The following is a 26,928-nucleotide window of genomic DNA, read 5'->3' as shown; positions in this document are numbered from 1 at the left end:
ATTATTATGAGGAAAATATATTCTTTAATCCTCCTGTTATTCTTGTCGTTATCTGTTATGGCTCAGGCAGGAAAATCTTTGGTACAACTTCAGCAGGAGTTTGTAGACCTGAGATTCGGGATGTTTATCCATTTCAATATACCGACATTCATGGAGGACGATTGGGCTGATCCCGATGCGTCTCCGGCTATATTCAATCCTGCGAAACTCGATTGTAGTCAATGGGCTAAGACAGCCAAAGAGGCCAACATGACATACGGGTGCCTGACTACCAAGCATCATAGTGGATTTTGCATATGGGATACGAAAACTACCGATTACAATGTGATGAACAGCCCTTTCAGGAGGGATGTGGTAAAAGAATATGCAGATGCTTTCAGGGCACAGGGCTTGAATGTAATGCTTTATTATTCTATTCTCGATACACATCATAAACTCCGTCCGGGATGGATTACGCCAAAGCATATAGATATGATAAAAGCCCAATTGACCGAGCTATTGACTAACTATGGAGAGATAAAGGCGCTGATTATCGACGGATGGGACGCTCCCTGGTCGCGTATTTCATATGATGAAGTTCCGTTTGGGGATATTTATTCCCTGATAAAGTCTTTACAGCCGAACTGCCTTGTTATGGATTTGAATGCTGCTAAATATCCGGCAGAAGTTTTGTATTATACGGATATTAAGTCGTATGAGCAGGGTGCGGGGCAACATATTTCAAAAGAGAGTAATAAACTTCCTGCATTATCCTGCCTGCCCATCAATTCGGCTTGGTTCTGGAAACCCGATTTCCCTGCAACTCCGGTAAAATCGCCTGAAATGCTCGTCAATGACAATATCATTCCTATGAATGAGGTTTATTGTAATTTTATCCTGAACGCGGCCCCTAACCGTGACGGGCTGATAGACGCCAACGCGGCCGATGCTTTCAGGAAGATAGGAAAACTATGGAAAAATAAAGGACCTGTCGCTAAACTGCCGGCTTATCCTGCCCCCGTTATTTCTAAGAATATTGCAAAGAATAAGAAGACAAATGCCAGTTGGAGCAATGATATGAATATTATGGATTTTGCCAATGACGACAATTTCCGTTCGGCATGGGAATCCAACAAGGCCATAAAAAAGCCTTGGCTCGAAATCATTCTGGATAACACAGAACAGGAGTTCAATTTGATTACCATTGCTCAAAGAGGAGAAAGTAATTTCAGCAAATACCGGATCGAGTATTTCCACAATAATAAATGGCTACCTCTTTTATCCGGTGAAAACAATGATATAATAAAAGTACATAGATTTAATAAAGTTTGGGCCGATAAAGTCCGCATACAAATAGATGAATTTAGTAAACCTCCCGTTATTACCGAATTTGGAGTATATAATGAGCGATAAGAAGTAACAGAAAATATTAATAATATATTCGAATGATAACCTATGTTAGTTATTGTGCATACCAGAGTAATAAATAGGTCTGCGACCTTAACTACACGCTAAAAAAGATAATATGAAAAGTAAATTGCCCTTAGGGCTCCTTCTCTCGGCCTTATTGCTGGTTTCGTCATGTAAAGAAAAATCTCAGGTTACAGGAGAACCGGCGGATCTATCCCTCAATGCCTATGTAAATCCTTTTGTAGGTACATCCGGATTCGGAAATGTCTATCCCGGTTCGCAGATACCTTTCGGGGGAATACAGATAAGTCCCGATACGGATAAAGATTATTACGATGCCGCTTCCGGTTATAAGTACAATCATATGACTATCATGGGGTTCAGTCTCACCCATCTTAGCGGAACGGGGATTCCCGATCTTGGAGACTTCCTTTTTATTCCCGGTACGGGAGAAAAGAAATTTACGCCGGGTACACACGAAAATCCCGATGAGGGCTACCGTTCACGATACAGCCATGAAAGAGAATGGGCTTCTCCAAACTACTACGGAGTTGATTTGCTGGACTATAATGTGAAGGCTGAGATGACCTCCGGTATGCGCTCGGGGATATTCAAGTTTACTTTCCCTAAGACAGACAGTGCCTTTGTTATGGTGGATATGGATCATGTACAATGGTTCAAAACAGCATGGTCGCAACTCCGTATAGAGAACGATTCTACTATCTGCGGTTTCAAACTTGTGAATGGATGGGGCCCTGAGCGCTATGTCTACTTTGTAGCCAGATTCTCCAAACCATTTGCCCGTTCGGGTATTATGCAGGACGGCAAGCCTGTTATCTATGATACAAAGCGTTTCCGGAGCGATCGTGTTGCCTATGGGAATAAAATCATAGGATGGCTCGATTTTGATGCAAAAGACGGAGCCGGGATAGAAGTGAAGGTTGCCATATCATCTACAGGAACCTCAGGCGCATATACAAATCTGAAAGAACTCGATAATCAAAATTTCGAAAATCTCAAGAAACAAGGTGAAATATTATGGGCAAAGGAACTTGGTAAATTCAAGGCCAAAGGCACAAAAGAGCAGCTCGAAACATTCTATACTTCGGTTTATCATGCGTCTCTGCATCCTTTTGTTTATCAGGACGCGGACAATAATTACAGGGGACATGACTCAAATATACATCAGGCCGATAAATTCACCAATTATACAGTATTCTCTCTATGGGATACTTATCGTGCCCATCATCCGCTACTCAATCTCATAAACCCTGAACGTAATGCCGATATGGTAAATTCCATGCTGGCGCATTACGACCAGAGTGTGGAGCATATGCTGCCTATCTGGTCTTTCTATGGAAATGAAACATGGTGTATGATAGGCTATCATGCGGTGTCCGCTATTGCTGATGCCATTGTAAAAGATGTGAAAGGGTTCGACTACGAACGGGCTTATCAGGCGATGAAAAGGACTGCGATGAATCCTAACTACGATTGCCTGCCTGAATATACCGCGTTGGGCTGGGTGCCATTCGATAAGGAACGGGAATCTGTATCCAAGACACTGGAATATGCTTATGATGATTACTGTGTAGCTATGGCCGCAAAAAAATTGGGTAAAGAAGAAGACTACAAATACTTCCTGAACCGTTCGCTAGCTTATCAGAACCTGATAGATCCCGAATCCGGATTTATGCGGGGACGCGACTCTCATGGAGAATGGCGTACACCTTTCGATGCAGTCGCTTATACCGGGCCGGGCTCGGTACACGGTTGGGGTGATATTACCGAAGGATTCACATATCAGTACACATGGTATGTGCCTCAGGATGTACAAGGATATATCAATGAAATGGGAGGGAATGAGGTATTTGCCCAGCGTCTCGATTCTATGTTCACAATGGAGTTGCCGGATGATATCCCGGGGGCGCACGATATACAGGGACGGATTGGGGCATACTGGCATGGCAACGAGCCTTGCCACCAGATACTATATCTTTACAATTATGTGAAACAGCCATGGAAAGGACAGGAAAAGATACGTTACGTACTGGATACCTTCTACGGAAACAAACCTGATGCGTTAAGCGGGAATGATGATTGCGGACAGATGTCGGCATGGTATATCTTCAACTGTATGGGCTTCTATCCCACTTGTCCGTCGAGCAATATCTATGCTATCGGTTCTCCGGGACTTGAAGCTGTAGAGATGACTCTCGGTAATGGAAAGAAAATATCCATGACTACAGAGAATTACAGCAAACAGAATGTCTATATCCAGTCTATGACCCTCAACGGAAAGGAGTATAACAAGACTTATATAACCTATGACGACATAAAGAACGGGGCTGATATAAAGTTCGTTTTGGGAAGCAATCCGAACAAAGACTGGGGCACATCCGACGAATCTGTTGCGCCGTCTATATCAAAGCCAAATCAAACATTGCGTTATCAAAAGAGTAATTAAATAATAAACAGGTGAGAGAAGTGGCTGTCTCAAAAGTATTTTTCACTATCTATTTACATACGCTACGCTCCTGTGACCGTTGGTTGTCATGTTGAACGGAGTGAAACATCTCGTTTCTTAGGGTCGAGATTCTTTACTCCGTTCAGAAACAACGTTCGGCAGAGCGAAGCAGAGCCAATGACAATAGGAAGTAATACTTTGCTAGCACAATATTACTTTTGAGACAGCCACTTCTTTATTAAATTATGATGGCCGGTCAGCATCTATAATCACTTTAAATAACGGTGGCCAGTGATTTGACGCGATTTGAATATAAAAAATGCAAAAAAATGACTGGAATAATATTATTCTGACTACTTTAGTAAACTAATTATTTAATAAGTAAATATAATTGAGATAAACCAGATGAACACATTATTATTTCTAGGCAACCTTGGAACCGGAGAGATTATTATCATTGCCATCGTTGTTTTATTATTATTCGGAGGAAAGAAAATTCCTGAACTTATGAAAGGTATCGGAAAAGGCGTCAAGAACTTCAAAGACGGGGTAAACGGCCTTGAAGATGATATAAAAGGTACTACAGAGAAGATAGACAACAAATAAGTTTGTTCTGTCATGTTAAGGATATATGAAACTCGGGCTTTACAGTCTGGGTTTCTGTTTTTTATAAATTAATCAGGCGGAGGAAAACAGGTATCTTCATTTGCCCGGATTATTATTCGATTATGAGAATTTTGGAGATCAGAGAGTTTACGCAGGAAGGATTTAAGGCTGTACAAAAACTTACCGGGACATTAATCTCTTCCGGTACGATTCATTTGACAGAGTCATATTATAGGGAGTTATTGGCTTCAGATAACAGTCATCTGTTCTTTATTACCGATGGTGGGAATATTGCCGGAATGCTTACTGTGGGCGTATATAAAAGCCCGACAGGGGCAAAGGCATGGATCGAGGATGTTGTAGTTGACGATTCATACCGCGGGCAGGGCTTAGGCAGATTACTTGTAGAACATGCGATAAGCTTTGCAAGATCGTTAGGTGTTGATTCGTTGATGCTGACCTCTAATCCTTCACGTATAGCGGCTAATAAGCTTTATCAGTCTTTGAATTTCACACAGAAGGAAACAAATGTGTACCGTATGACGTTTGAACAATAATATCGATTAGTAATGCGCGCTAATATTTAAAGGCCGGGTGTTACTTTATCTATATAATTTTATCTATATATTGCTTTTAGCCGATAGCTCTTTGAAAGATCTGGAAGGATTTAAAAATTTAATGTTTAAGAATTTAAAGATTGGGAAAAAGTAAAAAAGCAGGAAAAGTTGTCAAGTTTACATACGCTACGCTCCTGTGACCGTTGGTTGTCAGATTTTAACAAGTAGTAAGCAGTGAGTAAAAAGTTACGGGTTGGCTGGCACCCTGTTTTGTTTCACGCAAAGACGCAAAGACGCAAAGTTTTTACATTTTACGGGTTGTTAATTGCTAATTGTTGACTGTTTACTGTTTACTGAAAAGTTGTCAACTTTGTCAGATTTTAACAAAACAGTTGCGAGTCATAACCTGTAACTAAAAAATGAATATTATTACATACAAATACAATTATGGATATATGTCTGGATTTTGACGGTACATGCGTATCGCACGAATTTCCCAAAATAGGGAAAGATATAGGAGCAGTGCCTGTTCTGAAAGAACTGACGGAAAAAGGTCACAAACTAATCCTTTTTTCGATGCGGAGCGACCGTAAGAAAAAAAAGAAAGTAGACGGACAGGAAGTCGTGGTAGAAGAAAATGTACTGACCGAAGCTGTACAATGGTTTGCCGATAATAATATCCCGTTATATGGCATACAGAAAAATCCTACACAGCGATTCTGGACTTCTTCGCCAAAAGCTTACGGACATCTCTATATAGACGATGCCAATCTGGGCTGTCCGCTGATTACGGATGATCCCGAGGCCGGCAGGCCCTACGTGGATTGGATGAAAGTACGGGAAATGCTTATAGAAAAAGGAATCCTATAAAAAGGTAACAGCATGAAGAAGATATTGATGGGGCACAACTTCGTAAGAGAAGGATTTGCTTCCCTCGAAGGAAAATATGAAGTTATATATCCCGAAAAACAATTGTTTACGAGGATAGAAATACTGGAACGGATAGCAGATGCGGATGCTTTTGTTCCTAATTTCTCATTTCAGACCGATGAAGAAATGATAGATGCGGGGAAAAAACTGCGGCTGATAGCTAATTATGGCGTGGGATACAACAATATAGATACCGCTTACGCAGCAACAAAAGGTATTACGGTGACCAACACTCCGCAATCGGTGCTGGAACCGACCGCGGAGTTATGCTTTGCCCTGATGATGGCAACTGCCCGCAAGGTAGCCTATTACAATCATAAGCTGCATAATGGAGTGCGTCTCGACTGGAGTCTGTATGGCGATCTGGGCATGCCTGTCTATGGGCAGACGCTCGGCATATACGGTATGGGACGTATCGGGCAGGCGATAGCCCGCCGTGCGGTGGCTTCGGGAATGAAAATTATCTATCACAACAGGCATGCCTTGCCTAAAGAGGTGGAAGAGAAATACGGCGCGGTGTATGTAGATTTCGATACATTGCTCAAAGAATCCGACATTGTATCGCTGAATGCGCCTGCAACAACCGAAACGTACCACCTGATAGGAGAACGGGAATTGAATAAGATGAAGAGTTCAGCTATTCTTATCAATACCGCCCGCGGGCAGCTGGTAGATGCTCAGTCTCTGGCTAAGGCCTTACAGGCCGGGACAATATATGCTGCCGGGCTGGATGTGTACGAAAACGAACCGAAAATTCCACAGGAACTTATCGGGTTGGATAATGTCGTGCTTTCCCCTCATGCCGGAACAAAGACATATGCCGCCCGCCTGGATATGGAACAGGAAGTGGCAAAGAATATAATCAACTTTTTTGAAGGAGGGGAGATAGATAAAGTGAACTGATTACAGTTCGTTTTTCTTCAGTTTATCCAGTAATCCTTCACAGGCGTCTTCCAGTAAATCGAGGACTAGTTCGAAACCGTCAGCACCCGAATAATAAGGGTCGGGGATATGGTCGTGACCGAATCGGTTCGAAAAATCTACCATTCGGTACACTTTCTTCTCCGATTCCAAATCAGGAGCAAGGCGCATAATGTTATGGTAATTGCTGTCGTCCATAGCCAGTATGACATCAAACCGGTCAAAATCCCGGCTTGTAAACCTGCGTGACAGCGAATCGAACTTATAGCCCCTGCGTGCGCCATGCTGTCTCATCCGGTGGTCGGGCAGGTCGCCATCGTGATAGCCTGATGTCCCTGCCGAATCGATAGATATTTTATCTTCGAGTCGCTGCTCCCTGACCATCCTTTTGAGAATGCCTTCGGCGGCGGGAGAGCGGCAGATATTTCCGAGACAGACAAAGAGTATTTTATATTCTTTCATAAGAGTATTTTAATTTGAGAATGGCAAAGATACAAAATCCTTATTTTAGAGCCTGTCTAAATTTTGCTCGTTCCAATTTTTAGGACTATTTTCAGGCATTTTTTTAAAGCATATTACTGTTTATATTATATAGATGAGTAGAATAATTAGATATTTAAAAGAGCCGTATCCGGTCAGTGAAAAGCCGTGGCAGACTATTGTCGTGGCATTTATTGCTGTCTTTCTGCTACTCGCTCTGTTCCAGCCTTTCCAGCTACAAGGTGAATTTAATAAATGGTTGATAATAGGAGGGTATTCTCTGGTGACGGCAGTATGTACTTCAATCGTAACTTATGTGTTTCCTGCGATATTCAAAAAATTCTATAACCCTGCCTGTTGGACTACATGGAGGAATACACTCAATAAACTGATTATAATCCTAACTATTAGTATCGGTAATTTTTTGTTTGATATTTCTATCAGACATAGAGATCCGGAGATACTCCTATCCGTTTTTACCTTCTATGTGGTTGCTACATTTATGGTCGGGTTGGTTCCTACTATTGTCATATCATTCTTTATACAGAATAATGCACTGAAACGGAATCTGCGTGAGGCAAAAGAGAGTAACAACAGGCTGCTCGAACGTTTGGCTGCGAATCAGCAGGCTTTGCCAGCTAACTCCGGCATAATTACATTGAGTGGCACTACAAAAGACTCCGTTAGTTTCAATCCTGAGACACTCCTTTACATCGAGTCATCGGGGAACTATACTACATTTTATTATCAGGAAAACGATATTGTAAGACAAAAACAACTCAGGGCTACCATCAGTCAGATAGAGACAGACCTGCAATCTTATCCTGACATCGTACGCTGCCACCGGGCTTTCATGGTGAACATAGCACAAGTCGTTTCAGTCACAGGAAATTCGCTAGGATTCCAGCTAAAACTGAGATATACAAAGGACGAAGTTCCCGTATCGCGTACCTACACAAGACTCATCCGTACCCGTATCGCGGGATAATAAGCTTATATTTTATTATAACTGGCTTATGATGGGCAGACATAGCTGTTTGTCACATTTATTGCTGTCTGTCACAGAACTTTTGAAACTGTTTCTATACGGTCTATATTTGCCTCAAATCAAGAAACAATTATTATATGAATAGGATTGCTTTTACTTTAGGCTTTGTCTCAGGATTATTGTTGGCTCTATTAATCTATTAAAATATAATGTATGAAATTCAAACATTTTGTTCCTTTACTTATCGGACTTTTACTTGGATTCTCTTTAGGCTGGTGGGGATTTCGCATCATTTTCCCCTGGATTGGCGGCTGGATTACGATAGGTTCGTTGATTGCGTCTAGGCTAGAGGGGAAGAATAAAGATCTGGGGCGTCGTATCACTATTTTAATGATTTCACCGGTGTTTCTTCTCTTTTTGGGAGTCATGCAACGGGAGAATCTGCAATTGGAAGAGAATGTGTTTTATATATTATTATTTATTTCCACCGGACTATTTATCCGGGTACTGGTGCATTATGCCATTGCCAAGATTATCGGCCCGTTGATCTGGGGACGAGGTTTCTGTGGCTGGGCCTGCTGGACAGCTGCTATCCTGGAATGGTTGCCGATAAAAGAAAACCGTAAGATTCCGGTCAAATATACCCGTATGCGTTATCTGGTATTTATTGCTTCTATATTGATACCTGTAGCTTTTATTCTGCTGGGTTACGACTGGCAGACAAATCATATAAATGAAGATGGAGGTATTGTGCAAGGTGGAAAGCCCGGGGCTCTGATCTGGTTCCTTGCAGGTAATGGTCTTTACTATCTTGTTGCTGTGATCCTTGCCTTTAAATTCAGGAAGAAACGTGCCTTTTGCAAAATCGTCTGTCCGGTGTCACTGGTTATGAAAGCGCAGACAAGCATCGCTTTGATAAAGGTAAGTCCTTCCGGAAACGAATGCACCTCTTGCGGTTCCTGCAACCGTAATTGTCCGATGGACGTGGATGTAGTAAATTATATCTCGAAAGGGAAGAAAATAAGCTCAAGCGAATGTATCTTGTGCCGGAAATGTGCGGATATATGTCCGCAGGGCGCCATCAGATAAATTCGCTGCCTCTCATGCCTATTTTGTAAGGGAGTCATATACAGCCTTCGATATTTCTGCTATCATCCGCATATTCGTGGCATCGTCTTCCATCGAATCTGCGATAAAAACGGCAAGTGAATAATAACGGCCATCGGGCAACCGGATGATTGCAATATCATTTTCCGCGGCATTCAGCCCCTCGGCATTACGGAAAGATGAGCCGGTCTTATGAGCGACAATCGTTCCCGGAGGCAGCAGCCCTTTGATCTTCTTCGGTCCGGTTGCAGTATCCACCATGGCATTCCACAGAAAGTCGTAGAAATGTTGAGGCAGTATATTGCCTGTCCTGAATTTTTCCAATACCCGTGCAGCTGTAAGAGGAGTACTCCAGTTGGTATATTGTACTTCCCACGGGCCATGCATTTCTTCTTCGGTGGCGGCAATGGCAAAATCGGAAAATCCGAGGTTTCTTATATACCGGTCTACTGCGGAGGTACCACCCACAAAGCGAAACAGGATATCACATCCGTTGTTATCGCTTAGGGAAACTGTATATTTTAAGATTTCTCTAACTGGTAATTCGATGTTTCCATCGGGATAATCGTCTCTCAGAGGGCTATGGGTACCGGGTAAGAGTTCAGCTTTACGAATGAATATTTTATGATCGAGCGACAGGTTGTTCTTATTGAGATAGTCGAGGACAGCCAGAGCCAAATGAAATTTGTAAGTGCTCTGTGTCGGATAATGGAAATCGTTATTGACCGTCAATGTGTCTTTTCCATCGACTATCAATGCAACTCCGACAGTAGCCCGTTTGCCTCCGATAATTTTTGCTATATCATTTCTTAGCACATCATTTTGTGAGAAAGCATAAGTTGCGATTGCAAATACGCTTATAAGCAGGAATAGGTGTTTCATATATCAGTCTATTAGCCTTAGCTGTTCTTTCAAACGGTGTATTTCTTCCTGCATGTCATCTATCTTGTCCAGCAGGTTCCGGATAACGTCTATACCCGCCACGTTGATTGATAGGTCGTAATACCACCGCACATACTGGTCGAGGTATTTTAGCTGGGAGATATGTATATAGCGCTCGTTCCCGACAATACTGACTTGTATAAGCCCTTCGTTTTCGAGTTGTACGATAAAGTCGGGCTCCACCTGATTCTGTATGCAATACTCCTGTATGATGATTAATTCTGATGTCATAACGTTGATACTTTAGGGTTAAGACTTCGCTAGCTTTTCGAACAATTCCTTTTGTTCATGATTCAGATTGACCGGTATCTCTATCGAGTATGTTATAATAAGGTCTCCAAACTGTCCGTCTTTCTTGTAAACGGGAAATCCTTTGCCTTTCAATCTTACTTTTGTTCCATTCTGAGTCCCTGCCGCTACTTTCAGTTTTACTTTTCCGGTGAAGGTGTCTACTGTCTCTTCTCCGCCAAGAACAGCTGTGTACAGATTCAGGTTGGCATTGGTATATAAATCGTTTCCTACCCGTTTAAATTTAGGATCTTCTTCTATAACAAATGTAATATACAGGTCGCCGTTCGGCCCGCCGTTTTTACCCGCTGCTCCTTGTCCTGCAAGTTTTATTACCTGTCCGTCGGACACTCCGGCAGGAATGGTTATGCGCAGGTTCTTACCATTCAAAGTGAGTGTGCGCTTATGGGTTTCAGATGCATCGCGCAGGCTTAAATGCAGTTCCGAGGTATAGTCTTGTCCTCTGTACCCTCTGCTTTGACGGCTGCTACCCGACGAAGATCTTCGTCCTCCAAACAGCGATTCGAAGAAATCGGAAAATCCCCCTTCATCCTCTCCTCCGAAACTATACGAACCTCCCCCGAAACCGCCAAAGCTGCCATAGTCGGCAAAACCACCATTTTGTGATTGCTGCTGACGGGCTTTTTCGTATTCTTCGGCGTGCTTCCAGTTTTCGCCGTATTCATCATATTTCTTCCGCTTTTCGGGATCGGAAAGCACTTCGTTAGCTTCGTTTATCTGCTGGAACTTCTTTTTTGCTTCTTCATCATTTGGGTTGATATCAGGATGATACTTTCTGGCCAGTTTGCGGTACGATTTTTTGATATCGTCCGCACTGGCTGTCTTGGATACGCCCAATATGCTATAATAATCTATGAATGCCATATGTGATTAATTTCAAGATTTAAAAATTTCATTATTCAAAGATTGGAAAAAAACAATCCTTGACTCTTCATTTTACCTCTTAGTCTCTCTGTAAGTCCCGCTTGGGGATCAGGGAGCTGTTTTTTTCCTTACTTTCAATTCATTGTATATTCTAAGGCAAGCCCATGCATCAATGGCAGCATACATTTTCTGTGCATCGGATAGTACATCCGCTTCCCAATTTGACAGGCGCTGACCTTTCGATATTCTTTTTTCAAAAAGTATGCCATAAATACGTTGCAGGCCATTATCTTCAATGCCATAACTTTTCACAAAAGACTGGAGTTCAATGAAATTAGACGGAACGAAGGCCGCATTCCGCTTATGTATGGCTGAAAAATCGTCTTTCAGGGAGAGCCCTATTTTTTTTATTGCCGGATCGATAAGTATATCTGCCAGACAATCGGGCAGTCCGATTATGTTCAGCCGAAAAAGGAAACAGGTGTCATCAGTTGATAACTGCATCAATGCAATCTGATGGGATACACCTTTACGAAAAGCAGGACGGGTTTCAGTATCGAACCCGATAGCCGTTTGTTTTTTGAGATAAGCAGCGGCTTTCTCAGCCTCACTTTCACTTTGTACAACAATTATCCGCCCTTCGAATTTTTCCATTGGCATTACGGATAATTCTTCTTTTGAAATTGTTCTTACCATAATTCTTCACTATCAGTCTGTTCAAGGTCTTCGTCTCCGAGTATATCCGGTTCAGTCGGGTATTTTATCGAATGCAATGCCCGTAACACGTTCACAAGCTTTTGTCCCCAGTATGATTTGAAGTTTTCCATACATACATAGAGGGCGTCATTCATATTTTCGGTAATACCCCGTTCGAATATGGTGATAAAGTTTTTTGTATCCTGATAGATGTCCGCAAGGTCCTCACTTATACTCGCCGATATAGGCGTTTCACTATATTTCATATCCTGAAGAAATACTTCGAGGTATGTATCGTTATTTACATATACATTGTATAATTTGGAAGTGATAAAATTGTATATGTCTTCCGTAACTGTTATCTCCGGTTCTTCATCATTTACCGTATCTGTTTCCGGTACAAGGGTTGCTTTCAGATATAGCAGGGGGAGAATCTTTGTCAGTTTGTCGGTCAGTTCTGTTTCCGTGATTTCATCGAAATTTTCCAGAAAAGCACAATACTGCACGGCTACAGTCACGAATTCAATCGCATCTTTCGAGTATACTATTTCTTTTAGTTGGTCTGTCATTGTTGTTCTTTATTTTCTCCGGTATATTTTGACACGCGGATTTTTCTCTGTTTTTTATAGATAACAAATTTAGGCGATTATTTGTTAACTAACGAAAGGAAAAGATATTTTAAATGTTTATCTTTTCCCAATGTACTTCTTGTAATCTATTCCGGCTTTCTTCGCCTGTGAATGCTGCATCCGGCGAGGTATCGTATACGATTTCCCGTCTTTAATAAAATTCGTCCCTGTTTGTTTGAACCAAAAAGAGATATCGTTTTCTACACAGAGGTCGTGTATTTCCATTATCCAGTCGAAATCGCATACCCGCGTGTCCTTTCCCGATTCTCCTCCGGCAGTGATATGCTCCACCCATGAACCTATATCATAAGGCTTCAGGTCTACCCTTTCTAACAGGGGTTCACAGATAATTATTTTGTGCTTAATCGGGGCTTTCTTGTAGATAGGTAAACGGTAATCGACCCTGTCCTGATTTTCCACCGTGCAGGCTATAGTCACATTGTCGTATCCGTCTCCCCAATCGTCGGGCAAGCCTATCTGTAATCTGTCGATTCGTTTGGTTATCATCAAAAAGCTGAGATCGCTGCGCTCACGCATCATATTCCATGCCTCGGGCCGCCATTCGTCCGCGTCGGCATGGAAGAAGTCGGAATTGAAGCAGGTAAAGACATCTTCGCCGGGAGGAACTTTATATTCTCCGTTTCGTTTTTTCTTTACCGGCTTGTCGAAGTCCTTAGTCTGCTTAACTATGGTGCTGTCTACACCACGCCTGGCATCGCCACGGTACATGTAGCAATTGAGACAACCTGCGCTTATTTTGTGGCAACCATGCCACGGATTCCAAAGTGACGACATCAGAAACGAAAATTTTTATCTATATACTGAGAGAGTTTTATAAAACGTAAATATACAATGTTTGGATAGAATAATGAAAAAGATAAATGTATTATTAAATGAGATGGGAGCAGGCAAGATATGCGATACAAGTTGTTTACTGTTAACCGAATTGAAGTGTAGATTGCCGGAACCAAAGCTAGGGAATAAAGATTTCTGATATTGTTTGGCATATTCATATAATTATGCATGGTAAGAAAAGCACAATCAGTTTTTCACTTTATAGCAAAAGTTTATATCTTTGTGCTCCCATATAACATTGATAATAAATAACAACAATAATATGTTTGAAAGTCTAAGTAATAGATTAGAACGTTCGTTTAAGATCCTGAAAGGTGAGGGTAAGATCACCGAGATAAACGTTGCCGAAACGCTGAAAGATGTACGCCGCGCATTACTTGATGCCGACGTAAACTACAAAACAGCCAAGCAGTTTACCGAAACCGTTAAGGAAAAGGCATTAGGACAGAATGTGCTTACGGCCGTGAAGCCTGAACAGTTGATGGTGAAAATCGTTCATGACGAACTGGCTGCCCTGATGGGAGGTACGGCAACCGATATCAATCTGAAAGGTTCCCCGGCTGTTATACTTATGTCGGGTCTTCAGGGTTCGGGTAAGACTACTTTCTCGGGTAAGCTGGCTAAATTGCTGAAATCGAAGAAAGGCAAAAATCCTTTGCTTGTGGCCGGAGACGTTTATCGTCCTGCTGCTATCGAGCAGTTGAAAATACTGGGTACGCAGATAGAAGTTCCTGTATATTCGGAAGATGATAATAAAAATCCGGTGCAGATAGCTCAGAATGCGATCAGGTTTGCCAAGCAAAACGGGAATGACCTTGTAATTATAGATACCGCCGGACGTCTGGCTATAGATGAGGAGATGATGAAGGAGATAACAGCCGTAAAAGACGCTGTGAGACCTGACGAAATCCTCTTTGTAGTAGACTCCATGACAGGGCAGGATGCTGTAAATACCGCCAAGGAATTTAACGACAGGCTCAACTTCGACGGAGTTGTATTAACCAAGCTGGATGGTGATACCCGTGGTGGTGCTGCGCTGTCTATCCGTTCGGTAGTGGATAAGCCGATTAAATTCGTGGGTACAGGCGAGAAGATGGATGCACTCGATGTATTCCATCCTGAACGTATGGCCGACCGTATCCTCGGTATGGGTGACATCGTTTCACTCGTGGAAAGGGCACAGGAACAATATGATGAAGAAGAAGCGCGCCGCCTGCAAAAGAAGATTGCAAAGAACCAGTTCGACTTCAACGACTTTATCGGACAGATACAACAGATAAAGAAGATGGGTAACCTCAAAGACCTTGCTTCCATGATTCCGGGAGTGGGTAAAGCAATCAAGGATCTGGACATTGATGATGATGCCTTCAAAAGTATCGAGGCTATCATCTACTCCATGACACCGAAAGAAAGGTCTCAGCCTGAAATCCTGAACGGAAGCCGTCGCCAGCGTATTGCCAAAGGTAGCGGTACATCTATACAAGAGGTGAATAAGCTGATTAAGCAGTTCGACGAAACCCGTAAGATGATGAAGATGATGACACAGATGAAGGGAGGCAAGATGCCTAAGATGAGGAGATAATGCTCTTACAAATAAGATAATCCAACCCGGCCTGTGATATCACAGGCCGGGTTTTTGTTGTATATACACTATCGTTTAGCTTTTCCTTCCAGCTTGATGTCTTTTTCCATAGCCTGTGTTTGTACAGCTCTGTAGATGACGTCGTCGAACGAATTTTCTACTTTGTCTTTATCCATTTTCGACAGTTCGGCTTCTATATGCTGCTGGCGTTGTTTGCTCAGGTTTTTTATTTCCTGTTCCAGTTGCTTGCGTTTCTCTATCAGGGCATTTACATAGGCCTGGCGCTCTGAGGCAGACATCTTCTTCATTTGGTCGGGTAAATCTGCAGCAGGGATTTCTGTAAGAGCCTTGCCGGACATTACTTCATTGACCAGCTCTTCCGAGCCATAGTAAGCGTCTTTATTCGCCGCCGACAGGTTATATTCTGCCCGTCTCGCATTAATGGCCGCATCACCCTTACTTACTTTTGCGCTCTGTATCTGCTTTACTTCTGTCAACTCAGATGATTTGCCGTAATAGAGCCGGGTCTTATCCAGTTCATATTGCAGGGAGTTGATGCGGTCATCATAAGGAGTCCTTACCTCTATATTATTTACGCTCATATCCGTCTGCACATATTCTCCTTTTGTCTTACCGGCGATCTCTTTCCATATGCGGGCGGCAGTAGGTTCATTCCCCATGAGGATGGTATTGATTACAATCCCTTTCTTTATCGCTTCCGAGCAGGTTTCAGGATAATGTATGTCGTTTCTGTAGTCCATATGCGGAGGATAATCACCGACAAGAAATATCGCTCTGTAAGTATTAGGCAAGTTGTCCCATTGCATCTTATTCACACCTTCATACAGTGCCTGATTCACACTTTCGGGTCCGTCTCCGCCTCCCGATGCATCCATAGCCATCAATTGCTCGTAAAGATTGTCCATATCAGTGCCTAAAGGAATAATTCTGGTTATAAAATCATCTCCCCTGTCACGATAAAAGAGCATACCCACTTCGATATCGGGAACCGGTTCGCTTTGGGAAAGGCTGCTTGTTATGGACCATATTTTTTCCTTCGCTGCCCCGATCAATCCCGACATACTGCCAGTGGCATCGAGTAGAAATACTATCTGCATTTTGGGCCTGGCTATCCGGTCTGCTTTCTCTTGAAGCTCACTTGCCGGTAATGCAGGTGTGATAGGATGCCCCGGGCTTTTGAAGAGGGCTACACATGTGCAATAGATGAATATACTTACAGGAAGCATCGATAATAGAATGTAAAGTCGCTTTTTCATATGCTTTAGTATTAAGTTAGTTATTACCAGTTATATCTAAAGCAAATATAGACTACATTAATAATGCAAACAGGGCAAAACGGGTGAACAGGCTTTCTTAATTGGTGAAAAAGGATTATGACTATTCTACAGAAGAAAAAGCAAGCCTGCGAAGTCATACTTTGCAGGCCTGTGTATCTGTTCGATCAACGAATCTTATTTGGAAGAGATAAGAGACGCGCGGAGTGAATTGTTCGAATTAACTCCGATAAACTTAGAGGCGGCACTCAGCTCAGCTGTATCATCATCAGCTGCGGCCTGATCGGCAGTTTCCATTTCAGCGAATTTGTTTAATGCAGATACTAGAGCACTGGCAGATACATTCTTCTTTGTCAATAGATTGTATGCATATTCATCTGCTTTCTTGTTTTGGTCGTCAGTATAAGGAATCTGTATAAGTTCGTTGATTACCGTCCCCATTTTATCTCCTGAGAAAGAAAGCAGTTTTTCCAATTGTGCAGAACCTGCTTTAGTTGCATTATCCTCAGATGCGACTTTTAATAGTGAATCGCGAACATCCTTGTTTGCAATATGTCCTATCTGAGTAGATATAACAGCCAGAAGCTCTTCATCAGACAGCATATCCATCATACCTGTATAGATACGGATACTTCCGTCAGAAGTAGCCAGAATGTTTACTTCAGGGTTTTCATATACTTTATAGTTAAGGCTTAGGCCGTCTACAGAAATATAGTCTGTAGCTACCAGTCCTGCCAGTCTTTTGTAATAGTCTGAGTCCTCTCCGGCAATAGTATTGTTGCTATCCATAAACTCTACCATTTTCACGGATACCTTATTGGCTACCATATCAGAAGCCATATCTCCGGCAACATCGCCTACAGCTTTTGTTACAGACTTACTAGCATTTTTTAAGGCTTTTCCGAATTGGGCATTTGCAGGAAGTGATAGAGCGCACATAACAGCAACAAATACTGTTGCTAAAAATAATTTTTTAGTCATAGTTCTAAATGTTTGTTAATAAATAGATTCGATTTATGTAGTTTTATTAATAAAAAATATTACAGGTGTATTCTATAAAGTTATTCTCCTTCGCACTCGATCTCTTTCAGAAGGCAAATATATTATATTATTCCCGAACTAAAGAACTATAACTTAAAAAATGGAACTTTTAATATTCCCATTGTCCTTTCTCCGGTATAGATAAATTTGTGGAGAAAAGATAATATTATTTAATTAAAAATATTTATTTATTTAGAAGCCAGATACATAGAACATGTACCCATTGTGTATGTTTTATAAGATGCTTCCGAGAATCCGTTCTTTAGAAGCGTGTTGGTCATATCTTTACCCTGAATAAAGGCTTGTATGGATTTTGGAAGGTAAGAGTATGCTGTTTTATCTTTGGAAATGATCCGGCCTATTGTGGGGATAAACAGATTGGTATATAGCCAGTAACCCTGCTTCATCGGAAAATGCGCGGGAACAGTCAACTCCAATATCATCAGTTGCCCTCCCGGTTTTAGTACCCGTAATATTTCTTTGAGCCCCTTGTCAAGATCCTCAAAGTTGCGTACTCCGAATGCGACCATGGCAGCGTCAAAAGAATTATCGGGAAAAGACAGCGCCATGCAATCCTCTTTGGCGAAGCTGATTTTATCTGATAGGCCTGCTTTAGCTACTTTTCTCCGGCCAACCTCCATCATTCCTTCGGATATGTCTATGCCCAGTATAGATTGCGGCTTCAGTATATCATAGGCCTGGATGGCCAGATCACCTGTTCCTGTGGCAATATCGAGTATCGTCTGGGGATTCAGCTTTTTTAGCATAGATAATCCTTTCTTACGCCAACTGATATCGATTCCCATCGACATAGTACGGTTCAATGTATCATAGTTTTCAGCAATAGAGTCGAACATGCGTTCTACTTGAGCCCCTTTAGTTTCGGAGCCGGAATAAGGAACTATTTTTTCGGCGTCGTAGGTCATTTCCGTTGAGGGTTGTTGGATTTATACGTTTTTAAGATAATAGAATATATCTTCATCGTAAATATCGATGATTTTTGTTCTGTTACCTTCCGCGATCATCTGGAAAGGGTCTGTAGAATTATCTACCAGAAGCCAGTAATCGGCAATAGGGATAAACATAGAGAAAAGGTTTCTCATTCCGGCATAATAGCGCCTTATGACTACATCATCGTCTACATGATGTCCGCCGAAGCGAACGCGTTGTTCGACACGTCTGATAGCCAGTTCGGGCGATTCGAGCCAGAAATAAATCAGGGTAACAAAATAGCCTTCCTTCTGCGCCCTGCGTATGAAGTTAGCATATGATTTAGTCGCCAGCGTGGTCTCTATTGCAAAATCTTCCTGCATACGCAACATTTCGTTCATGCGCATAATCATAAGGCGGCCTGCATCGATAGCTACCGTCTCGGGCTGAAAAGGGGAGAGGCCTTTGGCTATTTCATCGGCATTGATAAACTCCTTGCAGTCGAGTAGTTCGGGAAACATGGCATACGACGCGGTTGTTTTTCCCGCGCCGTTACAGCCTGATATGATATAGAGATTTGGCATTTAAACTAAATAATAGATAAATTTAATTATATACTTTCGGACCACAACTTGTTTTTGTTGTTTTGCTTACCCGAATAATAAAAAGGCCTGCGGCCTTAATCTCTCTTTTTTAAATATTCGTTTATATTCTTTTCAAGGCGTATAGCGACATCGGCAGCTTCCGCCTTTACAAATTTTTCACCTACTATCTTTTCATATAGTTCGATGTAGCGTTCCGAGACGGAGTTGCAGTATTCTTCGGTCATTTCAGGCACCTTCTGCCCGTCTTTTCCCTGGAATCCGTTATCCATTAACCATTTGCGTACAAATTCTTTCGACAGTTGGCGTTGTTCTTCCCCTTTGTCGAACAGTTCCTGATAAGTGTCCGCATAGAAATAGCGGGAAGAGTCCGGTGTATGGATTTCGTCGATCAGATAAATCTTGCCGTCTTTTTTCCCGAACTCGTATTTTGTATCTACAAGTATCAGGTTCTTCTGAGCTGCCATTTCGGTTCCACGTTGGAACAGCGCATAAGTATATTTTTCCAGTTGCTCGTATTCTTCTTTGCTTACCAGTCCCTGAGCGATAATTTCCTCTTTCGAAATATTCTCATCGTGTCCTACATCTTCTTTTGTAGTAGGAGTGATGATAGGAGTAGGAAATTTTTCATTTTCTTTCATTCCTTCCGGTAGCGGCACTCCGCAAAGCGTCCTTGCACCGGCTTTGTATTCGCGCCATGCGCTACCGGTGAGATATCCGCGGATAACCATTTCCACCTTATATTGTTCGCATCTCAGACCAACGGTTACCATAGGGTCCGGGGTATCCAGCTTCCAGTTAGGGACAATGTCGGCAGTAGCATCCAGAAACTTGGCTGCAATTTGGTTCAGGACTTGTCCTTTGTAGGGAATACCCTGTGGTAATACAACATCGAATGCTGAAATACGGTCGGTAGCGATCATCACCAGTAAATCGTTACCTATTGAATATACGTCCCTCACTTTACCATGATAAACGTTTGTCTGACCCGCAAAATTAAAATCTGTTCTTACTAAAGTATTCTTCATTTGTTTAAAAATCTAATTTGTTCAGTCTTATAACAAAAAAGTACGCTCAAAGTTACGCCAAAGTTGCTTAAAAAGCAATAAAGATGTTAATTAATAGCATGCTCCTCCAAGTTGCTGATAGCTGTGGAAGTAAAACTAAAACTTGACAAATCTGACAACTTTTGCACAATTTTTTATCTGGCGTTTTATTTAAGTATTGTGAAACATTTAAATATGTCATTAATTTTTTTCTGATTACTTACTTTTTCATTCTGAAATTCCAGTATGCCGGCTGCTTCTTATATAGATAAATCAGATTGGGAGTATTGCAACTTAATTGATAATCTTTTTGTGTTTTTATACAGAGCTATGCTAATAAGAAAGAGTGTGTGTCAAAAGTATTTTTTACTTTCTATTTACATACGCTACGCTCCTGTGACCGTTGGTTGTCATGTTGAACGGAGTGAATTGAATTGAAAATCGGCGGAGCCAAAATCGCCGAAGCGAAGGCGAGGCAAATATCTCGTTTCTCAGGGTCGAGATTCTTCGTTACACTCAGGATGACAAAGAGGGTAGCACATTGATAGTGCTGTTCCCCTTTTGACACACCCTCTTTTTCTAATAAATCTATATTCTTTCACCTTTTACGGTTTTTGCTTTTATCTCTTCCCGCTTTTCCCTTTTATCCTCTCTTTCGTATGCATCCACAATGCTCTGAACGAGTTTGTGACGGACAATATCGGTCTTGTTAAACTCGATATAGCCTATCCCTTTCACATCTTTCAGTATGCGCAGGGCATGTTTTAGCCCCGACTGCTGGGACGGCGGAAGGTCTATCTGGGTAATATCGCCCGTGATAATCATTTTGGCGTTCATACCCAAACGGGTGAGGAACATCTTTATCTGGTGCGTGGTCGTATTCTGGGCTTCGTCGAGGATAATGATGGCATCACTGAGCGTTCGACCGCGCATAAAGGCCAAAGGGGCTATCTGTATCGTCTTGTTTTCTATATAGTCCTTTAGCTTGGCAGGGGCTATCATGTCTTCGAGCGCGTCATACAAAGGTTGCAGATACGGGTCTATCTTATCTTTCATATCTCCGGGCAGAAAACCGAGCTTCTCTCCGGCTTCCACTGCCGGACGGCTGAGGATTATCTTTTTCACCTCTTTGTTTTTAAGGGCTTTTACCGCCAGAGCGATAGCTGTATAGGTCTTCCCCGAACCCGCGGGTCCGATACCAAACACCATATCGTTTTTGTAAAAGCTGTTTACAAAATTCTGCTGGTTGGGAGTACGGGCAAAGATAGGTTTGCCGTTCAGCCCGTAGATAATGAGGTTGTCCTGCTTGATTGTATTAGGAGATTTTCCTTTTACAATGTCTATTATATCTTCTTCTGTGAGTTTATTCCGCTCATTCGCATATTTTTCAAGTTCCCTTATCTTTTCTTCAAAGAGAGGGACATCTTCCGCATTACCGATCGCTTTTATGGCATTGCCACGCGCTACGATACGCAGCTTTGGAAAAAGGGTTTTTAATAATTGTATATTGGCGTTATTTATCCCGAAAAAGACAACAGGGTCTATATGTTCTAAAATAATTATTTGTTCTATCATTCAATTCTGTATCAAGAATGTACCATGTGATTTATTATGTTTTGTCGGGTAGTGGTATGTAATGGTATGCAAAGATAAGGATATTCGATAATATATTTCGTTATTCATCTATAATTATTCTTTCAGCCAACAATATGCAAAGGATGGATATTGATGGCTGAAATATTTTAGAGTTATATTCAGGAACTACTTGCTCATCTCTCTCGATTTATCTCCCAGATATCCCCCATGGTGGCGTTTGGCATAATCGGCGGGTGAGAAGCTGATCCTTTTCATTGTACCCACTACAAGTATATCGCCTATTACGGTCATTACTGTGGTCGAAGTGGTCGGGGTCAGTCCAAGATTGCAGACTTCATCGGGCCGGCCGGTAAGGATGCAGACATCGGCTTTCTGGGCCAGTAAGCTATCCGGATCACTGGTGATGACAATAAACTTTATCCCCGGAATAAGATTTTTTGCAAGAGATATAAGTTCGATAATCTCCCGTGTCTTTCCTGAATTGGAGATAGCCAGAACGATATCGTTTTCCTGCAATATCCCCAAGTCGCCATGCTGGGCCTCACTCGGATGCAGGAAGACGGACGGCGTCCCTGTAGAGCTGAATGTAGTTGCAATATTTTGTGCTATTTGCCCGGCTTTTCCCATGCCGCTGGTTACCAGTTTGCCTTTCTTCTTGTTTACCTGTTCTACAATAAGGTCTATGGCTTTTGTATAAGCGTCACTTACCGGAATATTCAGTATGGCACTCGCTTCGGTGCTCAACAGGGAACGGATATCTTCAGTACTCATGCATTTAATTTTTTGCTACGTCAAAGATATAACATTTATCTCATTTTATACAAAAAGGTTTCGGTCATGGAATCCGAAGGTATTGCATTAACGAATATAATTCAAACGGCTTCTAAAATTCTTATTTGCGGCTAAACAAAGTCTCCATAAATTCCTTCCCTTTTATCAACCCGTATGCGCCCTTTGGCGATTCGAACTCATCATATACCTGTATATCATCCGCTTCCCCGTTCGAACGATAGATAAGGAACGGTATAGGCTTGTTTGTATGAGTCTTTATAGCACATGGGGTAGGGTGGTCGGGCAGGATGGCGATAGTAACCGGCTCATCCCAGCCTTTAGTCGCTTCGTATATAGGCTTTACAACCCGGTCGTCAAGAAATTCGATTGTCCTTGTCTTTAGTTCATAGTCGCCTTCATGCCCGGCTTCATCGCTGGCTTCGATGTGAAGATATACGAAATCATCGTTTTTCAACGCTTCTATGGCTGCCTGCGCTTTTCCTTCATAATTGGTATTCCACAATCCGGTGGCCCCTTCTACATGGATGAGTTTCAAACCTGCATATACACCGATACCCATAATAAGGTCTACCGCGGAAATTACCGATCCGCTTTTTATTCCGAATAATTCCTGTAATGTCTGCATCTGCGGACGGTATCCCGGAGACCATGGCCAGATGCTGTTTGCCGGGTCTTTACCTGCGGCGATCCTTTTTTTGTTTACGGGATGGTCTTTCAATAACTCCTGTGACTTTAAGATCAGCTGATTCAGATAATCGGCGGTTTCTTTTGCGTCAGGTGTTTCCGGCTTTATCAGAACGTCTTTGAACGGAGTCCCTGTAACATCGTGGGGGGCTGTGCAATCGAGGTTTTTATTTCCTCCTTCAAGTTTCAGCAGATGGCGGTATGATACGCCCGGATAGAAACTTGCTTTGCCGTCATTCAGTTCTTTATCCAGAAAATGAATAAGTTCTGCCGCTTCTTCATTCGAGATATGCCCTGCCGAATGGTTCTTGATTTTACCGTCTTCGATGCAAATCAGGTTGCAGCGCATAGCCATTTCTCCCGGCAGAATATCCACTCCCATACTGGCGGCTTCGAGTGATCCCCTTCCTTCAAAAACTTTCGGCACGTCATACCCGAGTACCGACAGGTTGGCTATTTCACTGCCCGGTTTGAATCCGGGAGGGATAGTGTCCAGTTCACCGCTTTTGCCTTTAGCGGCAAGCATGTCTATATATGGCTTCTTGGCCACTTGTAACGGCGTTTTATTTCCTAATGCGGCGATAGGCTCATCGGCCGCGCCATCGGCGAGGATTATAATTGTTTTCATTTGTATTCTATTCTACTTACAATAAAATACAAAATTGACGATAATTTATCAAAAAAACAATTATTGTTGCATTTAGCTTACAATGGTTAGCGATTGTTGTATATTATTCTTGTAACTGCAAGGATGTTAAAATCTGACAACCAACGGTCACAGGAGCGTAGCGTATGTAAATCTGACACTTTTGTCAGTTAACAGTTAGCAGTTAGCATTCGTGACGTGTTAGCACTTATTACTTAAAACTCATCACTTATAACTACCCGCAGGGCCTTATTTTTCTTCTTTTTGTGTTCCGCTTTTCTTTTTTGGGAAGAAGTCAGCACTTTCATCTCCCTTTCCATATATTCGTTTTTCGGGGGATATTCCGTGATTGCCGCGGCACAGGTCTCCAATATTTCTTCTACCGGTTTTTGTGCCATACCATTATCTGTTTCTTCTGTTTTTTCCAAAGTCCCGGCTTCGTCCTTCATTGTGCATTCTTTCGTGACTTTCTCCTCCCCTTTGGGGAGGCCGGGAAGTGCTGTTTTCTTATCCTGTCTGTCCAGCAACATCTTGATTGTTCTCAGGTCGGGAGGGCATTCTTTCTTCGTAACTGTCTTTTGCTTAAAGACAATTTCGCCCGTATATTCATCGGGGACATAAATATCCTTTTCTACCGTTGTGTAAAAACCTTCGAGTTTCTTTTTCAGCGAAGCCTGTACCATCGTCATCATTTCAGCTTCGCGGCGTGCCACCGTCTGTTCTATTTCCTGCCGAAAATCGTCCTTCGTATCCATCCAGTAATAAAAGGTCTGCCGGCTGATACCTGTTGCCTTACATACCTGGGATATAGTAAAAAACTCGTCTTCAATCAGGCTTATAATCTTTTCTGTTAATTCTGTTCCATACTTTGCCATAGTCGTTTATTGGTATAGATAAACGAGATTTTTATTTATGCAGAATTTTAACAGTTACTGGATGTGAAATAATTTCCCCGCTGATGAACTGTTGCAAGAACGAGGGACGGCAAGATTAAACATTATACCGTAAAAATTCAAAAATTCTACAAAATTGACCGGTATTATTGTACATAATATAAATGAGAATAAACGGATAAAATACTGTTTCCAATCATATTCTTTTGGTGAACTGTATAGTTTTATAGCTAGTGACTCAGATTATTAAATAATGATACATATCCTTAATAACAAAAAACGGGAAAAAACGTTTTTTATATTTCTGACTGCTCTTATCTTGCTATCTGCGGCAATGATAACACTTTATATTCCTTTCGCTCCCGGTCATGATTTCTATTTCCATTGCGGGCGGTTGCAGGCACTGATTGACAATCTGGGAAACCCATTTCTTATTTATCTGGACTATGATGCAGCAAACGGCTACGGATATTTTACAAAAGCTTTTTATCCGGATGTCATGCTGATTCCTTTTGCCATATTGGGTAAATTTATTCCCTTGATATATGTTTACCTCATTATGCTGTTTTCTATTACTGTCCTGTGCGGTATTTCATCCTATTTGTTTGTAAACTATCTCTTTAAGAATTCTTTTGCTGCCGCGGCTTCATCATTGTTATATACATTCAGTGTCTATCGCTTAAATTGTTTATATGAACGGGCAGCATTGGGTGAAAGTATATCTCTAATGCTTATTCCGTTTGTTCTTTTAGGGCTTTGTCTTATAATTAAGGGTAATTACAAAAAATGGTATATCTTAGCCATAGCATATAGCCTCCTGATTTTCACACACCTGATTTCATCGGTGTTGATATTTGTAACGGTAATCATTTTGCTTACCGTCAATTACAGGAGCTTGATAAGAGAGCCGAAACGTCTCGGCTATTTAGTACTGGCAGGAATCGTAACCATAGCTATTACAAGTTATTATCTGTTTCCCATGCTGGAACAAATGGCGTCCGATACATTTTACGTTGAGGATAAGAGCCAGCGTCTTGTCGCAATAACAGATATGACATTTAATATCTCCTATACAATGCAAAGTGTGATTAGCTATCCGGACGATATTTATACTAAACTGAATGTCTGGTACTTTTTCCCGCCAATAGGGATATTGCTTATTATGCCTGTTTTGTTACGTTTTTTTGTTCGTAATAAATCCGGACAATTGAAATATGCCGATATTAGTGTAATCATAGGCTTGATTTGTATCACGCCAAGTTTTGATATATTTCCATGGGATGTTTTTCCGTTCCGCCTGCTGGATTTTATCCAGTTCCCGTGGAGGTTGTTTGGTTTTTCCAGCCTTTTCTTTGCTATAGCCTCGGGATATTATTTGTCGCAGATACTTAAAACAACAAAAAAGCAGCTGATAGGGAGCATTATTGTGTTTGCAGTCTTTGTATTCACATACACAATTATTGATAATGATGCTTATTCGTATAGCGAGAGGAGAGGTTATAAATATACAGTAGGCAAAGATACGCCATTGCGGGAACAGTTACAGATGCACTCGAAGAAAGATTCGTTGCTTGTATATTGGCGCGTTGCGGGAAGAGAATATTTTCCCACAAAGCTATCCAGCTTTGATTATATTTGGTCAAGGGGTGATACTGTGAAAAGTAAAAATGCCACGACATCTATATCCGGATTCCGCAAAAATAAAGGGATAACGAGTCTTGACATAGATGTATATATTCCTGACAGCCTGGAACTTCCCCTGGTATATTACAAGGGATACGCGGCTGAAATAGATGGTAAAAGGCTTCCTGTAAACGAAAGCTCCAAAGGACTGGTACAAATTCCGGTGTATAAACAAGGGCATGTGAAAGTTTGGTACAACGGTACAATTATCCAGCGTATAAGCTATTGTGTGTCAATTATCAGCATCGTCATATTGTGCCTTTATATTTTCCGCGATTTTTTCCGGAAGAAATTTCGCATATTATAAGAGCCTGAATCTTTCCCTCTGACGCGATTTTACGAATCATATCCTGCCTGAGCAGGGTTAATCCGTTTGTTCTGACATTGATTCTACCTTT

26 protein-coding genes are annotated in these 26,928 nt (G+C 41.8%); 10 read left to right on the top strand and 16 right to left on the bottom strand.

Annotated features, from left to right (window positions below):
- The first annotated feature begins 6 nt into the window (after positions 1 to 6).
- The 6 genes from B3317_RS10080 to B3317_RS10055 all read left to right on the top strand — a co-directional run bounded on the left by B3317_RS10080 (position 7) and on the right by B3317_RS10055 (position 6,852).
- Entirely contained in the window at positions 7 to 1,392 is a 1,386-nt protein-coding gene (locus B3317_RS10080) for an alpha-L-fucosidase (protein WP_291111110.1), read from the top strand.
- 112 nt (positions 1,393 to 1,504) lie between these two features.
- Entirely contained in the window at positions 1,505 to 3,856 is a 2,352-nt protein-coding gene (locus B3317_RS10075; protein ID WP_291111108.1) for a GH92 family glycosyl hydrolase, read from the top strand.
- 405 nt (positions 3,857 to 4,261) lie between these two features.
- A complete protein-coding gene (tatA, locus tag B3317_RS10070; protein ID WP_291111106.1) occupies positions 4,262 to 4,462 on the top strand; it encodes a twin-arginine translocase TatA/TatE family subunit in 201 nt (66 codons plus the stop codon).
- Positions 4,463 to 4,584: 122 nt separating this feature from the next.
- Positions 4,585 to 5,019 (top strand): GNAT family N-acetyltransferase, encoded by a 435-nt coding sequence (locus tag B3317_RS10065; protein WP_291111104.1) that lies wholly within the window; start codon positions 4,585 to 4,587, stop codon positions 5,017 to 5,019.
- A 447-nt stretch (positions 5,020 to 5,466) separates the two neighbouring features.
- Positions 5,467 to 5,889: a hypothetical protein gene (locus B3317_RS10060; RefSeq protein WP_291111102.1), complete on the top strand. Its 423-nt coding sequence runs from the start codon at positions 5,467 to 5,469 to the stop codon at positions 5,887 to 5,889.
- 12 nt (positions 5,890 to 5,901) lie between these two features.
- Positions 5,902 to 6,852, top strand: a complete 951-nt coding sequence (locus B3317_RS10055) for an NAD(P)-dependent oxidoreductase (RefSeq protein ID WP_291111100.1) — start codon at positions 5,902 to 5,904, stop codon at positions 6,850 to 6,852.
- Here B3317_RS10055 and B3317_RS10050 read toward each other — a convergent pair whose 3' ends face one another.
- Positions 6,853 to 7,332, bottom strand: coding sequence for a low molecular weight protein-tyrosine-phosphatase (locus B3317_RS10050; protein ID WP_291111098.1), 480 nt, complete (start codon positions 7,330 to 7,332; stop codon positions 6,853 to 6,855).
- Positions 7,333 to 7,465: 133 nt separating this feature from the next.
- On the opposite strand from B3317_RS10050, the gene B3317_RS10045 reads away from it, so the two are divergent.
- Entirely contained in the window at positions 7,466 to 8,338 is an 873-nt protein-coding gene (locus B3317_RS10045) for a LytR/AlgR family response regulator transcription factor (RefSeq protein ID WP_291111096.1), read from the top strand.
- 213 nt (positions 8,339 to 8,551) lie between these two features.
- A complete protein-coding gene (locus B3317_RS10040; protein WP_291111094.1) occupies positions 8,552 to 9,427 on the top strand; it encodes a 4Fe-4S binding protein in 876 nt (291 codons plus the stop codon).
- Positions 9,428 to 9,445: 18 nt separating this feature from the next.
- Here the strand turns inward: B3317_RS10040 and bla are convergent, their stop codons facing one another.
- From bla to B3317_RS10010, 6 genes are all read right to left on the bottom strand, one after another.
- Positions 9,446 to 10,327, bottom strand: a complete 882-nt coding sequence (gene bla / locus B3317_RS10035; protein WP_291111092.1) for a class A beta-lactamase, subclass A2 — start codon at positions 10,325 to 10,327, stop codon at positions 9,446 to 9,448.
- Between the two features lie 3 nt (positions 10,328 to 10,330).
- A complete protein-coding gene (locus B3317_RS10030) occupies positions 10,331 to 10,618 on the bottom strand; it encodes a chaperone modulator CbpM (protein ID WP_291111089.1) in 288 nt (95 codons plus the stop codon).
- Between the two features lie 18 nt (positions 10,619 to 10,636).
- Positions 10,637 to 11,560: a J domain-containing protein gene (locus tag B3317_RS10025; RefSeq protein ID WP_291111087.1), complete on the bottom strand. Its 924-nt coding sequence runs from the start codon at positions 11,558 to 11,560 to the stop codon at positions 10,637 to 10,639.
- A gap of 108 nt (positions 11,561 to 11,668) precedes the next feature.
- Positions 11,669 to 12,256 (bottom strand): 3'-5' exonuclease, encoded by a 588-nt coding sequence (locus B3317_RS10020; RefSeq protein ID WP_291111085.1) that lies wholly within the window; start codon positions 12,254 to 12,256, stop codon positions 11,669 to 11,671.
- Entirely contained in the window at positions 12,250 to 12,825 is a 576-nt protein-coding gene (locus tag B3317_RS10015; RefSeq protein WP_291111083.1) for a DUF5063 domain-containing protein, read from the bottom strand. Before B3317_RS10015 ends, B3317_RS10020 begins: the two co-directional genes overlap by 7 nt.
- 117 nt (positions 12,826 to 12,942) lie before the next feature.
- Positions 12,943 to 13,680, bottom strand: coding sequence for a DUF5131 family protein (locus tag B3317_RS10010; RefSeq protein WP_291111081.1), 738 nt, complete (start codon positions 13,678 to 13,680; stop codon positions 12,943 to 12,945).
- 322 nt (positions 13,681 to 14,002) lie between these two features.
- Between B3317_RS10010 and ffh the strand changes: the two genes are divergently transcribed.
- Positions 14,003 to 15,322, top strand: coding sequence for a signal recognition particle protein (gene ffh / locus B3317_RS10005; RefSeq protein ID WP_291111079.1), 1,320 nt, complete (start codon positions 14,003 to 14,005; stop codon positions 15,320 to 15,322).
- 68 nt (positions 15,323 to 15,390) lie between these two features.
- On the opposite strand, the gene B3317_RS10000 is transcribed toward ffh, so the two are convergent.
- The 9 genes from B3317_RS10000 to B3317_RS09960 all read right to left on the bottom strand — a co-directional run bounded on the left by B3317_RS10000 (position 15,391) and on the right by B3317_RS09960 (position 24,829).
- Positions 15,391 to 16,599 carry a hypothetical protein gene (locus B3317_RS10000; RefSeq protein WP_291111077.1) on the bottom strand — a complete coding sequence of 403 codons (1,209 nt, stop codon included), beginning with the start codon at positions 16,597 to 16,599 and terminating at the stop codon, positions 15,391 to 15,393.
- Between the two features lie 195 nt (positions 16,600 to 16,794).
- Positions 16,795 to 17,598, bottom strand: a complete 804-nt coding sequence (locus B3317_RS09995; protein WP_291111075.1) for a M48 family metalloprotease — start codon at positions 17,596 to 17,598, stop codon at positions 16,795 to 16,797.
- A gap of 248 nt (positions 17,599 to 17,846) precedes the next feature.
- A complete protein-coding gene (gene ubiE, locus B3317_RS09990; RefSeq protein WP_291111073.1) occupies positions 17,847 to 18,584 on the bottom strand; it encodes a bifunctional demethylmenaquinone methyltransferase/2-methoxy-6-polyprenyl-1,4-benzoquinol methylase UbiE in 738 nt (245 codons plus the stop codon).
- A 21-nt stretch (positions 18,585 to 18,605) separates the two neighbouring features.
- On the bottom strand, positions 18,606 to 19,172 hold the full coding sequence (locus B3317_RS09985) for a zeta toxin family protein (RefSeq protein WP_291111071.1): 567 nt from the start codon (positions 19,170 to 19,172) through the stop codon (positions 18,606 to 18,608).
- A gap of 95 nt (positions 19,173 to 19,267) precedes the next feature.
- Positions 19,268 to 20,218: a phosphoribosylaminoimidazolesuccinocarboxamide synthase gene (locus B3317_RS09980; RefSeq protein ID WP_291111069.1), complete on the bottom strand. Its 951-nt coding sequence runs from the start codon at positions 20,216 to 20,218 to the stop codon at positions 19,268 to 19,270.
- Positions 20,219 to 20,824: 606 nt separating this feature from the next.
- A complete protein-coding gene (locus B3317_RS09975) occupies positions 20,825 to 21,811 on the bottom strand; it encodes a PhoH family protein (protein WP_291111067.1) in 987 nt (328 codons plus the stop codon).
- Positions 21,812 to 21,997: 186 nt separating this feature from the next.
- Positions 21,998 to 22,603 carry an SIS domain-containing protein gene (locus B3317_RS09970; RefSeq protein WP_291111065.1) on the bottom strand — a complete coding sequence of 202 codons (606 nt, stop codon included), beginning with the start codon at positions 22,601 to 22,603 and terminating at the stop codon, positions 21,998 to 22,000.
- Between the two features lie 121 nt (positions 22,604 to 22,724).
- Positions 22,725 to 23,936 carry a cofactor-independent phosphoglycerate mutase gene (locus tag B3317_RS09965; protein ID WP_291111063.1) on the bottom strand — a complete coding sequence of 404 codons (1,212 nt, stop codon included), beginning with the start codon at positions 23,934 to 23,936 and terminating at the stop codon, positions 22,725 to 22,727.
- Between the two features lie 233 nt (positions 23,937 to 24,169).
- A complete protein-coding gene (locus B3317_RS09960) occupies positions 24,170 to 24,829 on the bottom strand; it encodes a hypothetical protein (RefSeq protein ID WP_291111061.1) in 660 nt (219 codons plus the stop codon).
- 352 nt (positions 24,830 to 25,181) lie between these two features.
- Here B3317_RS09960 and B3317_RS09955 point away from each other — a divergent pair, with 352 nt between their 5' ends.
- The gene (locus B3317_RS09955) at positions 25,182 to 26,837 is read left to right on the top strand and encodes a hypothetical protein (RefSeq protein WP_291111059.1); all 1,656 of its coding nucleotides are present in this window, start codon (positions 25,182 to 25,184) and stop codon (positions 26,835 to 26,837) included.
- Positions 26,838 to 26,928 lie beyond the last annotated feature (91 nt).

Origin of the sequence: Dysgonomonas sp. UBA7710 (assembly GCF_002482385.1) — a bacterium.
Lineage (GTDB): Bacteria > Bacteroidota > Bacteroidia > Bacteroidales > Dysgonomonadaceae > Dysgonomonas.
Note: the sequence above shows the minus strand (reverse complement) of the source record. Positions and strands in the feature narration are given on the sequence as shown.

What these genes read in the sequence shown, in the direction of transcription:
- B3317_RS10080 (WP_291111110.1), top strand. Translation starts at nt 7, where the DNA reads ATGAGGAAAATATATTCTTTAATCCTCCTGTTATTCTTGTCGTTATCT.
- B3317_RS10075 (WP_291111108.1), top strand. Translation starts at nt 1,505, where the DNA reads ATGAAAAGTAAATTGCCCTTAGGGCTCCTTCTCTCGGCCTTATTGCTG.
- tatA (WP_291111106.1), top strand. Translation starts at nt 4,262, where the DNA reads ATGAACACATTATTATTTCTAGGCAACCTTGGAACCGGAGAGATTATT.
- B3317_RS10065 (WP_291111104.1), top strand. Translation starts at nt 4,585, where the DNA reads ATGAGAATTTTGGAGATCAGAGAGTTTACGCAGGAAGGATTTAAGGCT.
- B3317_RS10060 (WP_291111102.1), top strand. Translation starts at nt 5,467, where the DNA reads ATGGATATATGTCTGGATTTTGACGGTACATGCGTATCGCACGAATTT.
- B3317_RS10055 (WP_291111100.1), top strand. Translation starts at nt 5,902, where the DNA reads ATGAAGAAGATATTGATGGGGCACAACTTCGTAAGAGAAGGATTTGCT.
- B3317_RS10050 (WP_291111098.1), bottom strand. Translation starts at nt 7,332, where the DNA reads ATGAAAGAATATAAAATACTCTTTGTCTGTCTCGGAAATATCTGCCGC.
- B3317_RS10045 (WP_291111096.1), top strand. Translation starts at nt 7,466, where the DNA reads ATGAGTAGAATAATTAGATATTTAAAAGAGCCGTATCCGGTCAGTGAA.
- B3317_RS10040 (WP_291111094.1), top strand. Translation starts at nt 8,552, where the DNA reads ATGAAATTCAAACATTTTGTTCCTTTACTTATCGGACTTTTACTTGGA.
- bla (WP_291111092.1), bottom strand. Translation starts at nt 10,327, where the DNA reads ATGAAACACCTATTCCTGCTTATAAGCGTATTTGCAATCGCAACTTAT.
- B3317_RS10030 (WP_291111089.1), bottom strand. Translation starts at nt 10,618, where the DNA reads ATGACATCAGAATTAATCATCATACAGGAGTATTGCATACAGAATCAG.
- B3317_RS10025 (WP_291111087.1), bottom strand. Translation starts at nt 11,560, where the DNA reads ATGGCATTCATAGATTATTATAGCATATTGGGCGTATCCAAGACAGCC.
- B3317_RS10020 (WP_291111085.1), bottom strand. Translation starts at nt 12,256, where the DNA reads ATGGTAAGAACAATTTCAAAAGAAGAATTATCCGTAATGCCAATGGAA.
- B3317_RS10015 (WP_291111083.1), bottom strand. Translation starts at nt 12,825, where the DNA reads ATGACAGACCAACTAAAAGAAATAGTATACTCGAAAGATGCGATTGAA.
- B3317_RS10010 (WP_291111081.1), bottom strand. Translation starts at nt 13,680, where the DNA reads ATGTCGTCACTTTGGAATCCGTGGCATGGTTGCCACAAAATAAGCGCA.
- ffh (WP_291111079.1), top strand. Translation starts at nt 14,003, where the DNA reads ATGTTTGAAAGTCTAAGTAATAGATTAGAACGTTCGTTTAAGATCCTG.
- B3317_RS10000 (WP_291111077.1), bottom strand. Translation starts at nt 16,599, where the DNA reads ATGAAAAAGCGACTTTACATTCTATTATCGATGCTTCCTGTAAGTATA.
- B3317_RS09995 (WP_291111075.1), bottom strand. Translation starts at nt 17,598, where the DNA reads ATGACTAAAAAATTATTTTTAGCAACAGTATTTGTTGCTGTTATGTGC.
- ubiE (WP_291111073.1), bottom strand. Translation starts at nt 18,584, where the DNA reads ATGACCTACGACGCCGAAAAAATAGTTCCTTATTCCGGCTCCGAAACT.
- B3317_RS09985 (WP_291111071.1), bottom strand. Translation starts at nt 19,172, where the DNA reads ATGCCAAATCTCTATATCATATCAGGCTGTAACGGCGCGGGAAAAACA.
- B3317_RS09980 (WP_291111069.1), bottom strand. Translation starts at nt 20,218, where the DNA reads ATGAAGAATACTTTAGTAAGAACAGATTTTAATTTTGCGGGTCAGACA.
- B3317_RS09975 (WP_291111067.1), bottom strand. Translation starts at nt 21,811, where the DNA reads ATGATAGAACAAATAATTATTTTAGAACATATAGACCCTGTTGTCTTT.
- B3317_RS09970 (WP_291111065.1), bottom strand. Translation starts at nt 22,603, where the DNA reads ATGAGTACTGAAGATATCCGTTCCCTGTTGAGCACCGAAGCGAGTGCC.
- B3317_RS09965 (WP_291111063.1), bottom strand. Translation starts at nt 23,936, where the DNA reads ATGAAAACAATTATAATCCTCGCCGATGGCGCGGCCGATGAGCCTATC.
- B3317_RS09960 (WP_291111061.1), bottom strand. Translation starts at nt 24,829, where the DNA reads ATGGCAAAGTATGGAACAGAATTAACAGAAAAGATTATAAGCCTGATT.
- B3317_RS09955 (WP_291111059.1), top strand. Translation starts at nt 25,182, where the DNA reads ATGATAACACTTTATATTCCTTTCGCTCCCGGTCATGATTTCTATTTC.